Here is a 14,795-nt window from a genome sequence, read left to right on the forward strand (position 1 = left end):
AAGTGCTTTTTTTATCAATCCTTTAAAGAACGTACAAGGTCCAAGTCAGGAGTAACATAAACCGTCTGCTGCCCTTCATAAATGACAAACCCGGGCTTTGCTCCTTTTGGCTTCTTAACTTGTCTGACGGCGGTGAAATCGACTGGAACTGAACTCGATTCACGTGCTTTGCTGAAATATGCAGCGATATTTGCTGCTTCTTTAATGGTTTGTTCGGATGGGTCGTTACTTTTGATCACCACATGAGACCCCGGTATATCTTTGGTGTGCAGCCAGATGTCATCCCTGCCTGCCGCTTTATTTGTTAAATAATCATTTTGCTTGTTGTTTTTTCCTACCAAGATTTGAGTTCCTTCACTTGAAGTATAGCTTTCAAGTACAGGCTTCCCATTTGTTTTCTTCTTTTTCGTCTGTTTACGGGCTCTCAGGTAGCCTTCTTCCTCTAACTCTTCCCGTATTTCCTCCACGTCCTTTGTGGATGCTGATTCAAGCTGCTGAAGCAGCCTCTCCAAATAAATGATTTCTTCTTTTGCTTTTTCAATCTGCTCATTCACAATTTCAACCGCATTTTTGGCCTTTTGATAACGGGAAAAATAAAGCTGAGCATTTTCAGAAGGAGATTTCTGGGGATTAAGAGGGATGGTGATGCTTCCCCCGTCCTCGTCATAGTAATTGACGACACTGACTTCAGTCATACCTCTTTCCACTGCATACAGATTTGAAGTAAGAAGTTCGCCTAATAATTGAAAGCGGTCAGCCTGTTCGGCATCTTTCAACGTTTGCTTCAGCTTTTCGATTTTATTTACGTTTTTATCCCGTTCATTCCTGATAAACCGCTCCAGGTCGTTTCCTTGCTGTTTCACGCGGTCCCTTGCCGCTTTTTGATAGAAGAATCGATCCAGTAATTCACTTAATGAAGTAAAAGCAAGCTTTTCTCCTTCCACATGTTCAAGGGCTGTCCAGTAAAATATTTCTTTCTCCCCCATGATGAGAGTGGGGGACACTTGATTTTCTTTGGCCTTCTTTACTAAATCAAGGAAGGACCGGGCGATTTCAGACTGTTTACCAAGGCCGGCATGGTGGGTCACTTCTTTGGCAAACAACGGAGAGATACCGGCGAATGATTGAACGATTTGTTTATCCAGCTTCCCGGCGTTGAAGTCGAGGGCCTTCAGTACATCTTCACTTGTCGCTTCCAGCGGGTTTCTTTTGTCCTGCTGCGGCGGCATGACATACTCATGGCCCGGTAAAACGGTCCGGTGCGTATTCATGCTGGGAGAAATATGCTTGATGCTGTCCAGGATCATATTTCTTCCTTTATCGACTAATATGATATTACTGTGCCTGCCCATTATTTCAATGATCAGCTGTTTATAAGAGACATCTCCTATTTCATTTCTTCCTTTTACCTCAAAAACGATCATTCGGTCTAGCGCCGATTGTTTAATATCTTCAATGATGTACCCTTCCAAATGCTTGCGAAGAAGCATACAGAACATAGGAGGGACCGACGGATTCTCGTAATCTTCTTTCGTAATCTGAACCCTAGAATAACTAGGGTGGGCGGATAGGAGAAGCTTATGATTCTTACCGTTCGCCCGCACGATCATGATGATCTCATTCTTATAAGGCTGATGAACCTTATTGATCCTCCCATTCATCACCTCATCCTTCAATTCCTTCGTCATAGCTCTAGTAAACAATCCATCAAATGACATAACCAACATCCTCTTCAAATTAACGTATTTTATATATTCTCTTAATAATTTTCTTATAGATTTATCTTTTTTAATGGAAATGGAAAATCATCATTGCCCATTTCTTCCCGCTCCACTAGCCGCCTGAGCTGGACAAGTCCCGACCTTTCCTCTAATTCCCTCCGGAGTCAAGTGCCTTCCGCTCCAATCCACTCTGTATTTTTCAATGAGTAAATAATAACAAATTCACGATGTGGATTTCTTTAATTACCTGATTCGATAAAGCATGTTTCTACTTATGGTTCTAAAATTTGATTGCTTAATAATTCCTTGTAAACCTTATAGATGATTTAGGGCGTCTCCAGCTTTTGGTTGGAGTGCAAGACGGAGACTCCTGCGGGAAGAGTAGCTTATGTGAGACCCCGCAGGCGAAAGCCGAGGAGGCTCACGGGCTACCCGCGGAAAGCGTAGTCTTGCACGGAAACCAAAAGCGGTGTTCAAAGCTGATCCCCTATTATACAGGAGGAATGTAATTAATCAGCCAAGCCTAAAATTCATAATTAAATCATATCATTTTTTAGGACGAGTCTGAATAAGAATGCTAAGAGAAGAACAACTTTTCGTTATCGTAGGAGGAGAGTGAATTGGTTGAATGAAATATCATGAGATGAGACAGGAAGATATAGAAAAGTCACTAAACACCAACTATACCAATGGCTTGTCAGAAGAAGACGTATCTCTAAGAAGGAAACAATTCGGCTACAATCAGCTTGAAGAAGCAGAAAAACAATCAAATTTATTATTGTTCTTCAGCCAATTTAAAGATTTCATGGTGCTTGTATTACTCGCAGCCACTCTCATTTCTGGATTATTGGGAGAATATATTGATGCGGTCGCCATCATTGCCATTGTGCTTATCAACGGTTTCCTCGGTTTCTTCCAGGAACGAAAAGCTGAAAAGTCGCTTCAGGCACTCAGAGAGCTGTCGGCTCCTCAAGTGAACGTACTCCGTGATGGAAGCTGGGTGAAAATCCTTTCCAGAGAAGTGACCGTGGGAGATATCATCCGCTTCGCGAGCGGAGATAGAATAGGAGCGGATGTACGCCTGATCAATGCCAATAACCTTGAAATTGAGGAATCTGCATTGACTGGTGAATCTGTGCCTGTTGCGAAATCGATAAATCCTGTTACAGGGGATCATGTCAGCCTTGGGGATTTGGAAAATATGGCTTTCATGGGGACGATGGTTACAAGGGGGAACGGTACAGGTGTTGTCACGGCAATCGGAATGAAAACGGCAATGGGACAGATTGCGGATATGCTTCAAAAAGCGGAATCTATGGTCACGCCTTTGCAGCGGAGACTAGAGGAATTAGGGAAAATCCTCATTACAGTCGCTTTGATTCTTACCGCTCTGGTTGTAGGGGTAGGGGTGATCCAGGGGCATGATATTTATACGATGTTCCTTGCAGGTGTGTCTCTTGCAGTTGCGGCCATACCTGAAGGCCTTCCTGCAATCGTGACAGTCGCGCTGTCTCTAGGTGTACAGAGAATGATCAAAAAGAAGGCAATCGTCAGAAAACTTCCGGCTGTAGAAACTCTCGGATGTGCTTCTGTCATCTGTTCAGACAAGACAGGGACCCTTACTCAGAATAAGATGACCGTGACCCATCTGTGGAGCGGAGGAAAGACCTGGTCTGTAACCGGGACAGGGTACGAACCGGACGGGCAGTTTTACAGCGGCGAGGAAAGGGTCTCGCCTAACAACCAGAAAGCTCTCAATCAATTGCTGACATTCGGGATGCTCTGTAATCACGCCGAACTGGTCACCAGGGATGACAGTTTCATGGTGGATGGTGATCCCACTGAAGGAGCCCTTCTGGTCGCCGGATTAAAGGCGGGATTAAACAGGGACCTCCTGCTGCAAAAATTTAAAATTATAAAAGAGTTTCCGTTCGATTCTACGAGGAAGATGATGAGTGTCATTGTAATCGATCAAAACGGAAAACAATTTTCGGTAACAAAAGGAGCCCCCGATGTGCTTGCTGCCAAGAGCGAGTCCATTCTCTGGGATAACAGGCTTCAAATGAAAACAGGTGAATTGTTTAAAGAGGTAGAGTCGGCTATCGGCGAAATGTCATCGAATGCTCTTAGAAACATCGCGATTGCCTATAAACCATTAAATGGTATAAAGGCTGAAACGTTATATGAAAAAGACGTGGAAGAAGGATTTACTTTCATCGGGCTTCAAGGCATGATCGATCCGCCAAGGCCTGAAGTGAAACAAGCAGTCAGGGAATGTAAGGCTGCCGGGATCAAGACCGTGATGATTACTGGAGATCATGTCTTAACGGCAAAAGCCATAGCCGCGCAGTTAGGGATTTTAAAAAAGAATGATAAAGTCCTCGATGGTAAAGCCCTGAATGAAATGGATGTGGAAGAACTTCAGGAAGTGGTTGAAGATGTCTCTGTATTTGCCCGAGTATCACCGGAACATAAATTGAAGATTGTGAAAGCCTTGCAAAACAGGGGGCATGTGGTGGCGATGACCGGGGATGGTGTAAATGATGCCCCTGCCATTAAATCTGCTGATATAGGAGTGGCCATGGGGATTACAGGGACCGATGTGGCAAAGGAATCCTCTTCACTCGTCCTTCTCGACGATAATTTTGCCACGATAAAATCCGCCATTCAGGAAGGGCGGAATATCTATGAAAATATCCGGAAATTCATCAGGTACCTACTGGCATCCAATGTAGGCGAAATCCTCGTCATGCTGTTTGCCATGCTGCTTGCTTTGCCGCTTCCGCTCGTACCGATTCAAATTTTATGGGTCAATCTTGTCACTGACGGACTCCCGGCAATGGCACTCGGACTTGATAAGCCGGAAGATGATGTCATGAAGAGAAAGCCAAGGAATATGAATGAAGGCGTTTTTGCCAGAGGCCTGGGATGGAAAGTCGTTTCAAGGGGGTTCCTCATCGGCCTGGTCACGCTCTTCGCGTTCATGCTTGCTTATAAGGCGCATCCTGATCATCTTGCATATGCCCAAACGGTCGCTTTTGCGACACTGGTAATGGCTCAATTGATTCATGTATTCGACTGCCGCAGTGAAGTTTCTGTATTCTCAAGGAATCCATTCGGCAATATGTATCTGGTCTGGGCGGTCCTTTCATCACTTGTTTTGATGCTGCTGGTCATATATATCCCGTCCCTGCAGCCAATTTTCCATACAGTCCCGATCCAGCTGAAGGACTGGATGCTGATCATCGGTTTGAGCTCAGTACCGACGTTTTTGCTGGCAGGGTCATTTTTTGCAAGAAAAAAATAGTGGAATGTGGTATAATCCAAAAGGTAATAGAGTTTTGTCCTCTATTACCTTTTTTCATATATTCCGACTGTTCATTTTGATTCCCGCCAAGAAAGAAAGCCGGGAGTTTTTATACATATCGAACAACATTACATACACTAATACACATAAAGATTGGAAGTGAGCGTAATGGTTGTCAGCATGACAGGCTTTGGAAGAAGCAATCTGAATTCTGGACGACATACTGTAACAGTCGAAATGAAATCGGTGAACCACCGGTTTCATGAATGTACGATCAGGCTGCCGAGGCAGCTGATGAAGCTTGAAGAAAAAATCAAGAAACAGATTTCAGGATTCATCAAAAGAGGGAAGGTGGATATTTTCATCACCATTTCCGGTGAAGGTCTTGTACATAGGAATCTGCGTATTGACTGGAAACTCATTCAAGATTATTATCAGTTAGTACATGAAGTCAAAGACCGCTTCTCCTTGAAGGGTGCAGTGGAACTGGATCAGATATTATCACGGGAAGAGTTCATTACGATTGAAGAAATGGAAGAAGAAAACGAAGAACTTGAACAAATGGTATTGAATGCAGTGCAATTGGCTGCAAAGGAATTAAGGGAAATGAGATTGAAGGAAGGAGAAACCCTTGAAGTGGATTTCCACCTTCACTTGAATCAATTTGAACAAAAAGTTTCCGAACTCAGCATTATATCACCGCGTGTCATCACGGAATACAGGGACAGACTTGAAAAGAAAATGATGGAATACAGTGAAGGTGCCATCGATGAAAGCCGTTTGATGAATGAGGTGGCCATCATGGCGGACAAATCCGATATCACGGAAGAATTGACCCGCTTGAAAAGCCATATCCTTTATTTCCGTTCTACTATGGGTCTGAATGAACCCATTGGCCGAAAATTGGATTTCTTGATTCAGGAAATGAACAGGGAAGTGAACACCATTGGTTCCAAGTCGAATGATTCCAGTATCACAGCATTGGTGGTAGAGTTGAAGTCCACGCTTGAAAAGCTTCGGGAACAAGTACAAAATGTTGAATAAGAAGTTTAGTTTACCGTCCATACGGAGAAACTAAGCTATTGATTAGGAGGAGCGTCATGTCTATTAAGCTCATCAATATAGGATTTGGAAATATTGTATCAGCTAACCGGATCATCTCGATTGTTAGTCCAGAATCTGCGCCGATCAAGCGTCTGATTCAAGATGCAAGGGACCGGGGTACTTTAGTGGATGCTACATACGGAAGGAGAACGAGGGCAGTCATCATCACAGACAGCGACCATGTGATTTTATCGGCTGTTCAACCGGAGACCGTTGCTCACCGCTTAACGGATAAAGATGATTTGCAAGAAGAAGGGCAGGGTAAATAAATGAATGAAAAAGGATTGCTGATCGTACTTTCCGGTCCATCCGGAGTCGGCAAAGGGACAGTGCGTAAAGCGATTTTTTCCCAGGAAGATACGAAATTTGAATATTCCATTTCAATGACGACCCGTAAGCCGCGGGAAGGGGAAGTGGACGGGATTGATTATTTCTTTAAATCCAGGGAAGAGTTTGAGGCGCTGATCGAACAGGGAAAGCTTCTTGAATACGCAGAATTTGTAGGGAATTATTATGGCACGCCTGTCGACTATGTACGTGAAACGATCAACAATGGCAGGGATGTATTCCTTGAAATCGAAGTGCAGGGAGCACAGCAGGTACGGGATAAATTTCCGGAAGGTTTGTTCATTTTCCTTGCCCCTCCAAGCCTTTCCGAACTTCAGAACCGCCTTGTGACAAGAGGCACTGAAACAAATGAAGTCATCCAGGGCAGATTGAATACCGCCAGGAAAGAAATTGAAATGATGAATTTATATGATTATATCGTCGAAAATGACAAAATCGAAAACGCTGTTGAAAAAATTAACTCGATCGTGCAGGCTGAGCACTGCAAACGGGAAAGAGTTCAACAAAGATATATTAAAATGCTGGAGGTTGAATAGATGTTATATCCATCCATTGACTCATTGATGAAAAAAATCGATTCCAAATATTCTTTAGTAAGTGTCGCTGCTAAGCGGGCAAGAAATCTTCAGGATACCGGTGATTTCCGCCTTGAAAAGTATTCTTCTCAAAAATTTGTTGGAAAAGCACTTGAAGAGATACATGCTGGTCAATTATCCATGAAAGAAAGAGACGAAAAAGCTGTTTACTCTGATGAGTAAAAAAGACAATTCGACTTTATGAAAAATCAGAGGGTTGACCCGGAAGATTTTATGAATCTTTTCGGGACAGCCCTATTTTCTTTTTTACTCAAAATCCTTCATAATAAAAGGAAGTATAAAGGAACTGGGGGAAGTTCGATGAATCAGGGGAAAAAAATATTATTATGTGTAACCGGTGGAATCGCCGTATATAAAGCCGCTGCTCTGACAAGTAAGCTTGTGCAAAGCGGTGCGGAAGTTAGAGTCCTCATGACAGAATCCGCACAGAAATTTGTCACTCCTCTTACGTTTCAGGCACTTTCCAGACAGGATGTCTACTGGGACACATTTGACGAAAAGGATTCTTCTAAAATAGCACATATCGATTTGGCAGATTGGCCTGATTTGATTCTTGTTGCCCCGGCGACTGCGAATATCATAGGAAAGCTGGCTAATGGCATTGCCGATGATATGATTTCGACAACCCTGCTCGCCACGACTTCACCTGTCTGGATGGCACCGGCAATGAACGTACATATGTATGACCATCCCGCGGTCCAGAGGAATATCCAGAGGCTGTATGATGACGGGTGCCGTTTCATAGAACCCGGCGAAGGTTATTTAGCCTGCGGGTATGTCGGGAAAGGAAGACTAGAGGAACCCGAAAGGATCGTTGAACTCATCCAAGACCACTTTATGGAAAAGATGACGGAGCAAAGGCTGCTTGAAGGGAAACGCATTGTGATTACTGCCGGCCCGACAAGGGAAATGGTGGACCCCGTCCGCTTCTTCACCAACCGCTCAACGGGAAAGATGGGCTATGCATTGGCTGAAGCCGCTTTGCAGCTCGGAGGGGATGTGACACTGATTTCCGGTCCCACTGATTTATCCCCGCCAAGAGGAGCACATTTTATTCAAGTGAATTCTGCAGAGGAAATGTATGAGGCGGTCCATTCCGGATTCAATCAAGCGGATATCGTGGTCAAGAGTGCCGCAGTTGCTGATTATCGGCCAAAAGAGATCCTCGATGAAAAATTAAAGAAGCAAGAAGGCAGTCTGGTTCTTGAATTTGAACGGACCAAGGATATTCTTAAAAGTCTTGGCGAACGTAAAGACGGTCAATTCTTGATCGGGTTCGCAGCGGAAACAACAAATGTAGAAGAATATGCCAAAGCGAAACTGCATAAAAAGAATGCGGATATGATTGTCGCTAATAACGTGAAAGAAGCAGGGTCAGGCTTTGGAACGGATACGAATAAAGTATCCATCGTCACGGCGGATTCTGTCCGTCATTTGCCGCTGCTTTCAAAACAGGAGGCTGCAAAGGAAATCTTTAAGGCAGCCATTCACCAAATGAGGGGTCAGCATGAAGAACGTAGCTAGTGTCATAGTCGATGTTCCGGCCATGCAGACGGACCGTGCTTACGACTATCTTGTACCTGAAGAATGGCTGGGAAGCATTTTACCTGGTATGAGAGTCGTCGTCCCATTCGGACCGAGGAAGATTCAGGGCTTTGTGATGGAACTGAAAGAAAAAGGTGAGGTTTCCAAGCTTAAAGCAATCTCTGAACCAATGGATCTCGTCCCGGTACTGAACGAAGAGCTTTTATCGTTGGGAAACTGGCTCACTGATAAAACCTTATGCTTTAAAATATCTGCGTTTCAAGCAATGCTGCCTGCAGCCATGAAAGCAAAATATGAAAAGTTTTTCAGGTTGGAAGAGATGACCAGATTGGATGAACTGCCTGACCCCTTGCCGGATTTATTTAGGAAAAACAGTGAAATCTCATGGAAGGCGGCCCAGGAGGCGGGGATTCTTCCCCTCATCCAAAAACAGGTGAAACAAGGAAAAGTTGATGTCATTTATAAAGTCAAAGCCCGGGCAAAGAAAAAAACGGTAAGAAAAATACTGCCGGCTTTCAACAGGGATCAGCTTGAAGGGATTCTTGAAAGCCTGCCTCCCCAAGCCAGCAAACAAAAAGAAGTCCTGCGTTACGTTTCCGATGCGTCAAATGAAGGTGCGCCTTTGCTTGTTAAACAAGTCATTGAAAATGCCGGGACGACAGCCTCCACTATTAAAACGCTTGTAAATAAAGGTTTGCTGGTGGAAAAAGAGGAAGAAGTATATCGTGATCCATTTGAAGACAGGTTATTTGAACAGACCTCGCCACTGCCTCTGACGGAGCAGCAGTCCCAAGCAATTAAACCGATTGTGGACGTGATCGATCAAAACCTTCATCGGACGTTTCTTCTTTATGGAGTGACAGGAAGCGGAAAGACAGAAATTTATCTTCAATCCATCCAGAGGGTATTGGAAGAAGGAAAAGAAGCGATTGTTCTTGTGCCCGAGATTTCCCTTACCCCTCAAATGGTCCATCGTTTCAAAGGAAGATTCGGTGACGATGTTGCCGTCCTTCACAGCGGCTTATCGGTAGGGGAGAAATATGATGAATGGAGAAAGATCCAGAGAAAAGAAGTGAAAGTCGTGGTGGGGGCACGATCGGCTATCTTTGCCCCTTTTGAAAATATCGGGATCATCATCATTGATGAAGAACACGAGACAAGCTACAAGCAGGAAGAAAACCCCCGCTATCATGCCAGGGATGTGGCGGTGCAGAGGGCTGAGACCCATAAATGCCCGGTAATCCTGGGCAGCGCCACTCCTTCTCTGGAGACGTTTGCACGTGCTTCAAAAGGGGTCTATCAGTTGTTGACATTAAGTAAGCGGATGAATGATGGGGATCTGCCCCATGTATCGGTCGTTGACATGAGGGAAGAATTGAGAAATGGAAATCGTTCAATGTTCTCGCAGGAATTGTTTGATAAGCTTCAGACGCGCCTCGAGAAAGGGGAACAGACTGTACTTTTCTTAAACAGGAGAGGCCATTCATCATTTATTATGTGCAGGGACTGCGGTTTTGTCGTCCAATGCCCGAATTGTGATATTTCACTGACGTACCATCGCTTTTCAAATGGGATGAAGTGCCACTATTGCGGTTACGAAGAAGCTGTGCCAAATACTTGTCCGGAATGCACCAGTGAACATATCCGCTATTTTGGAACCGGGACACAAAAAGTGGAAGAGGAGCTTACTAAACTTCTTCCGGGGGCAAGGATCATCCGGATGGATGTCGACACGACCAGCAGGAAGGGATCGCACGAGAAACTTCTTACCGCATTCGGGGAAGGGAAGGCAGATATCCTTCTTGGCACTCAAATGATCGCCAAAGGTCTTGATTTTCCGAATATCACTTTGGTCGGTGTCCTCAGTGCCGATACGATGCTTCATTTACCTGATTTCCGTGCAGCAGAAAAGACCTTTCAACTCCTGACCCAGGTTAGCGGACGAGCCGGCAGGCACACACTGCCGGGGGAAGTGGTGGTTCAAACCTATACCCCCGAGCATTACTCGATCGAGTTGGCGGCAGAGCATGATTATGACCGTTTTTATTTGCAGGAGATGGCGATGAGGAAAATGGGAGCCTACCCGCCTTTCTATTACATTACCATGATTACAATGAGTCATGAGGATTTGATGAAAGTCGTTGCAATCGCAGAGAAATTATCCGCTTTTGTCCGGTCGAGGCTGTCCGAGTCCACGATCATCCTTGGTCCTGCAGCGTCTCCGATTCCCCGGATAAAAAATAGATATCGTTACCAATGTTTGATAAAATACAAGCGGGAACCGAATCTCACTCCCACATTAAAAACAGTGCTGGATCAATTTCAGCAGCAATATGCATCCGGAGGGTTGACGATTTCAATTGATGTAAACCCCTATATGATGATGTAAAGTACTATAGAAAGTCGAGGATTCACATGGCCATACTACCGATTGTAATGCATCCTGATCCGATCTTGGAAAAAGAATGTGAGAAGGCAACTGCATTTGATAAGAAACTTAAAAAATTACTCAATAATATGTACGATACAATGATCGAAGCAGACGGTGTCGGACTCGCAGCCCCTCAGGTAGGTGTTGATCTGCAGGTTGCAATAGTCGATATAGGTGATGACAGCGGCACGATCGAGTTGATCAATCCAGAGATTGTAGAGAGTGATGGGACACAGACAGATCTCGAAGGCTGCCTCAGTTTTCCTGGTCTGTATGGAGAGGTTACGCGCCCCTCATCGATCAAAGTGCGTACGTATAACAGAAAAGGCAAGCTGGTGGAATTCAAAGCAAAAGATTTCCTTGCACGCGCCATACAGCACGAAATCGATCATCTGCATGGGGTCCTTTTTACAACGAAAATAGAAAAATATATTACTGAAGAAGAACTGGAAGGATATGAAGCGGAATGACAAAAATTGTTTTTATGGGAACACCGGATTTTTCAGTGCCTGTCTTACAGGCATTGCTGGAGGAAAATTATGAAGTGGCAGCGGTGGTAACACAGCCTGACAGGCCGGTCGGAAGGAAGAGAGTGTTGACACCCCCGCCTGTTAAAGCAGAGGCAATGAAGCACGGGATCCCGGTTTATCAACCTGAGAAAATCAGGAATCAGGAGGATTTGGATGAAATTCTTGCATTGAATCCAGACCTGATCGTAACCGCTGCATTCGGCCAGATCCTTCCAAAGGAACTGCTGGAAGCCCCGAAATACGGATGTATTAATGTCCATGCTTCCCTGCTCCCAGAACTGAGAGGCGGAGCACCTATCCATTACTCCATTATTCAGGGCAAGGAAAAGACAGGTGTCACGATTATGTATATGGTTGAAAAGCTGGATGCAGGTGATATGATCAGTCAGGTTGAAGTAGAAATCGAAGAAAAGGATCATGTCGGCACTCTTCATGATAAACTGAGTGCTGCCGGTTCCAACCTTCTGATCGAGACCCTTCCTGATCTATTGGACGGAAAGCTAACCCCGGAGAAACAGGATGATTCAAAAGCGACCTTTGCGCGCAATATCAAAAGAGAACAAGAAAAGATCGACTGGTCTAAATCAGGAGAAGAAATCTATAACCATATCCGGGGGATGCATCCCTGGCCGGTTGCCTATACCACACTGGACGGCACGGTCATGAAGATATGGTGGGGTGAAAAAGTCAGCAGTCATTCTTCAAGTCCTGGAGAAATCACCGGAATTGAAAAGGATGGCTTCATCGTGTCGACCGGGAACGAAACAGCGATAAAAATAACAGACCTGCAGCCTTCGGGAAAGAAAAGGATGAGTGCTGTTGACTACCTCCGTGGAGCAGGTGGTCATTTAGAAGAAGGAATGAGGTTGGGAGAATAAGATGAGTAAAAAAAAGAAAAGTGTCAGGGAAGCTGCACTGGATGTCATTGAAGCAGTAGAGAAGAATCAATCATACAGCAATCTGTTATTGAACTCCGTGATTGAAAAAAATGAGCTTCCCCAAAAAGATATCGGCCTCTTGACGGAACTGACATATGGAACGATACAGAGAAAAATGACATTGGATTATTTTCTTGCCCCCTTCCTAAAGGGAAAGCTGGATCACTGGGTTCGGCAATTATTAAGGTTATCCCTTTACCAGATTGTCTATCTTGACCGCATCCCTGACAGGGCGGTACTCCATGAAGCAGTCGAAATCGCAAAGAAGAGGGGACATAAAGGAATTTCAGGTTTGGTGAACGGTGTCCTGCGTTCGATTCAAAGAAAAGGGGTTCCTTCCCTGGAAGAGATTAAAGATCCGATCGAAAGGGTTTCCATAGAAACAAGTCATCCTTTCTGGCTGGTGAAACGCTGGGCGGATCAGTTCGGATTGGAAAAGACAAAGGAAATGTGCGAAATGAATTTGGTTGCTCCAAAACAGACAGCGCGTGTCAATGTGACAAAGTTGTCCAGGGATGAACTAATACATAACTTAAGCGGAGAAGGCGTAGAAGTAAAGCCGAGTCCAGTCGCTGGAGAAGCTGTTCAAACACTGCGCGGAAATCTGGTGAAGACGGAAGCTTACCGGAACGGAGAGCTGACCATCCAGGATGAGAGCTCCATGCTGGTTGCACATGCCTTGGATTTAAAGAAGGACATGAAGGTCTTGGATGCATGCGCTGCCCCTGGAGGTAAAACCACTCACATCGCTGAACTTCTTGGAGGGACCGGAGAAGTGCAGGCACTTGATTTACACAAGCATAAAGTCAAGCTGATTGATGAGAACGCTTCACGGCTGGGACTTGCAAATGTTTATACAGACACACTCGACAGCAGAAAAGCCGGTGAGAAATTCAAAGAGGGAAGCTTTGACAGGATCTTGGTTGATGCCCCTTGTTCCGGTCTCGGGGTGCTTCGAAGAAAACCTGATATCAAATATGCAAAGAAAGAACAAGATTTGCATTCCCTTCAAAAAATTCAGCTCGACATATTATCAGCGGTTGCTCCTCTGCTTAAAGAAGGCGGAATATTGGTATACAGTACATGTACAGTTGACAAGAATGAAAATGAGGGAACAGTCCGCTCATTCTTAAGTGACCATACTGAATTCAAAGAATTTCATCTTAAAAATCTTCCTGAGACAGTACAGGCTTTTACAGAAGGCAATCAACTTCAAATATTCCCACAGGATTTTGGAGGCGACGGTTTTTACATTTCCAGCTTCATTAAAACGGGTTCTTAAACGAAAACCATCGTATTTTGAAAGAATTTGTATTTTGCAAGCAGGAAAACGCCAGATATAAGTCGTACATTTACTAGAAGTACGGCATAACTTTATGGGCAAAATGTAATAATGTTATGTTCCATTCATCTTTTGCCCCCGACGAAGGGTTCTTTGGTCCTTAAAATAGACAAGATGACGGGGGAAGGTTGATGGAGCTTCTGCATAGGGGAGCGGAAAGAAGAGAAGAGGTGACCTAGTGAAAACTGTTTTTTATACGGATAAAGGGAAAGTGCGTCAACATAATGAAGACAGTGTCGATGTATTCAAAAATTCACATGGAGACTATCTCGCAGTCGTAGCCGATGGTATGGGCGGACATCGTGCAGGCGATGTGGCAAGTCAATTGGTTATTTCCAGCTTGAAGGACATGTGGAAAAATACGGAGAAATTCGAGACTGCAGACCAGGCTGAAAATTGGTTAAAAACGACTATTAACGAAGTAAATAAAGAAGTTTATAGTTATTCTCAATCCCATAGTGAATGTGAAGGGATGGGAACGACGCTTGTAGGCGCAATCTGTACTTCCCTGTTTGCTACGATTGTGAATATTGGTGACAGCAGGGGCTATATCTTAAATGAAAACGGATTTCATCAGCTGACCGAGGACCACACTTTAGTGAATGAACTGGTCAGAAGCGGTGAAATCTCCAAGGAAGATGCAGAGCATCATCCACGGAAAAACGTGATCTTGAGAGCAATCGGGACAGAGACAACAATCACGATGGATATCAAGACGATCATGTTTGAAGACGATGATGTATTGCTCTTATGCTCCGATGGTTTATCGAATAAAGTTTCAGAACAAGAAATGAAAGAGATCTTATCAAATGATGACTCTCTCGGGAACAAAGGCGAGAAGCTCGTTCATTTGGCTAACGATTACGGCGGGGAAGATAATATCACCGTCCTGATTGTTGAGTATGCCGCTGAAACGGAAAGCGGGTGATAGTA

The 14,795-nt window shown here is 44.5% G+C and carries 12 protein-coding genes; 11 read left to right on the forward strand and 1 reads right to left on the reverse strand.

Annotated elements, in window-relative coordinates:
• Positions 1-14: 14 nt before the first annotated feature.
• Positions 15-1,718, reverse strand: coding sequence for an Rqc2 family fibronectin-binding protein (locus AS034_RS10080; RefSeq protein ID WP_058298380.1), 1,704 nt, complete (start codon positions 1,716-1,718; stop codon positions 15-17).
• Between the two features lie 631 nt (positions 1,719-2,349).
• Here AS034_RS10080 and AS034_RS10085 point away from each other — a divergent pair.
• The 11 genes from AS034_RS10085 (at position 2,350) to AS034_RS10135 (ending at position 14,790) form a co-directional block, all read left to right on the forward strand.
• A complete protein-coding gene (locus AS034_RS10085) occupies positions 2,350-5,028 on the forward strand; it encodes a cation-translocating P-type ATPase (RefSeq protein ID WP_058298381.1) in 2,679 nt (892 codons plus the stop codon).
• A gap of 168 nt (positions 5,029-5,196) precedes the next feature.
• Positions 5,197-6,072, forward strand: a complete 876-nt coding sequence (locus tag AS034_RS10090; RefSeq protein WP_058298382.1) for a YicC/YloC family endoribonuclease — start codon at positions 5,197-5,199, stop codon at positions 6,070-6,072.
• Between the two features lie 56 nt (positions 6,073-6,128).
• Complete coding sequence (remA, locus tag AS034_RS10095) at positions 6,129-6,401, forward strand: extracellular matrix/biofilm regulator RemA (RefSeq protein ID WP_032088890.1); 273 nt, start codon at positions 6,129-6,131, stop codon at positions 6,399-6,401.
• Positions 6,402-7,016: a guanylate kinase gene (gene gmk / locus AS034_RS10100; RefSeq protein WP_032088889.1), complete on the forward strand. Its 615-nt coding sequence runs from the start codon at positions 6,402-6,404 to the stop codon at positions 7,014-7,016.
• Positions 7,017-7,238 carry a DNA-directed RNA polymerase subunit omega gene (gene rpoZ, locus AS034_RS10105; RefSeq protein WP_032088888.1) on the forward strand — a complete coding sequence of 74 codons (222 nt, stop codon included), beginning with the start codon at positions 7,017-7,019 and terminating at the stop codon, positions 7,236-7,238.
• A 138-nt stretch (positions 7,239-7,376) separates the two neighbouring features.
• Positions 7,377-8,600, forward strand: coding sequence for a bifunctional phosphopantothenoylcysteine decarboxylase/phosphopantothenate--cysteine ligase CoaBC (gene coaBC, locus AS034_RS10110; RefSeq protein WP_058298733.1), 1,224 nt, complete (start codon positions 7,377-7,379; stop codon positions 8,598-8,600).
• A complete protein-coding gene (priA, locus tag AS034_RS10115) occupies positions 8,584-11,010 on the forward strand; it encodes a primosomal protein N' (protein ID WP_058298383.1) in 2,427 nt (808 codons plus the stop codon). The genes coaBC and priA overlap by 17 nt, the downstream gene beginning before the upstream one ends.
• A 26-nt stretch (positions 11,011-11,036) precedes the next feature.
• Positions 11,037-11,522: a peptide deformylase gene (gene def, locus AS034_RS10120; RefSeq protein WP_058298384.1), complete on the forward strand. Its 486-nt coding sequence runs from the start codon at positions 11,037-11,039 to the stop codon at positions 11,520-11,522.
• Positions 11,519-12,460, forward strand: a complete 942-nt coding sequence (gene fmt / locus AS034_RS10125; RefSeq protein ID WP_058298385.1) for a methionyl-tRNA formyltransferase — start codon at positions 11,519-11,521, stop codon at positions 12,458-12,460. Before def ends, fmt begins: the two co-directional genes overlap by 4 nt.
• Position 12,461: 1 nt before the next feature.
• A complete protein-coding gene (gene rsmB, locus AS034_RS10130; protein ID WP_058298386.1) occupies positions 12,462-13,802 on the forward strand; it encodes a 16S rRNA (cytosine(967)-C(5))-methyltransferase RsmB in 1,341 nt (446 codons plus the stop codon).
• Positions 13,803-14,040: 238 nt separating this feature from the next.
• Entirely contained in the window at positions 14,041-14,790 is a 750-nt protein-coding gene (locus AS034_RS10135) for a Stp1/IreP family PP2C-type Ser/Thr phosphatase (RefSeq protein ID WP_058298387.1), read from the forward strand.
• Positions 14,791-14,795 lie beyond the last annotated feature (5 nt).

The organism is [Bacillus] enclensis (assembly GCF_001456935.1).
Lineage (GTDB): Bacteria > Bacillota > Bacilli > Bacillales > Bacillaceae_B > Rossellomorea > Rossellomorea enclensis.

Excerpts from the sequence above, each read along its gene's own strand:
- AS034_RS10080 (WP_058298380.1), bottom strand. The coding sequence starts at position 1,718 with ATGTCATTTGATGGATTGTTTACTAGAGCTATGACGAAGGAATTGAAG.
- AS034_RS10085 (WP_058298381.1), top strand. The coding sequence starts at position 2,350 with ATGAAATATCATGAGATGAGACAGGAAGATATAGAAAAGTCACTAAAC.
- AS034_RS10090 (WP_058298382.1), top strand. The coding sequence starts at position 5,197 with ATGGTTGTCAGCATGACAGGCTTTGGAAGAAGCAATCTGAATTCTGGA.
- remA (WP_032088890.1), top strand. The coding sequence starts at position 6,129 with ATGTCTATTAAGCTCATCAATATAGGATTTGGAAATATTGTATCAGCT.
- gmk (WP_032088889.1), top strand. The coding sequence starts at position 6,402 with ATGAATGAAAAAGGATTGCTGATCGTACTTTCCGGTCCATCCGGAGTC.
- rpoZ (WP_032088888.1), top strand. The coding sequence starts at position 7,017 with ATGTTATATCCATCCATTGACTCATTGATGAAAAAAATCGATTCCAAA.
- coaBC (WP_058298733.1), top strand. The coding sequence starts at position 7,377 with ATGAATCAGGGGAAAAAAATATTATTATGTGTAACCGGTGGAATCGCC.
- priA (WP_058298383.1), top strand. The coding sequence starts at position 8,584 with ATGAAGAACGTAGCTAGTGTCATAGTCGATGTTCCGGCCATGCAGACG.
- def (WP_058298384.1), top strand. The coding sequence starts at position 11,037 with ATGGCCATACTACCGATTGTAATGCATCCTGATCCGATCTTGGAAAAA.
- fmt (WP_058298385.1), top strand. The coding sequence starts at position 11,519 with ATGACAAAAATTGTTTTTATGGGAACACCGGATTTTTCAGTGCCTGTC.
- rsmB (WP_058298386.1), top strand. The coding sequence starts at position 12,462 with ATGAGTAAAAAAAAGAAAAGTGTCAGGGAAGCTGCACTGGATGTCATT.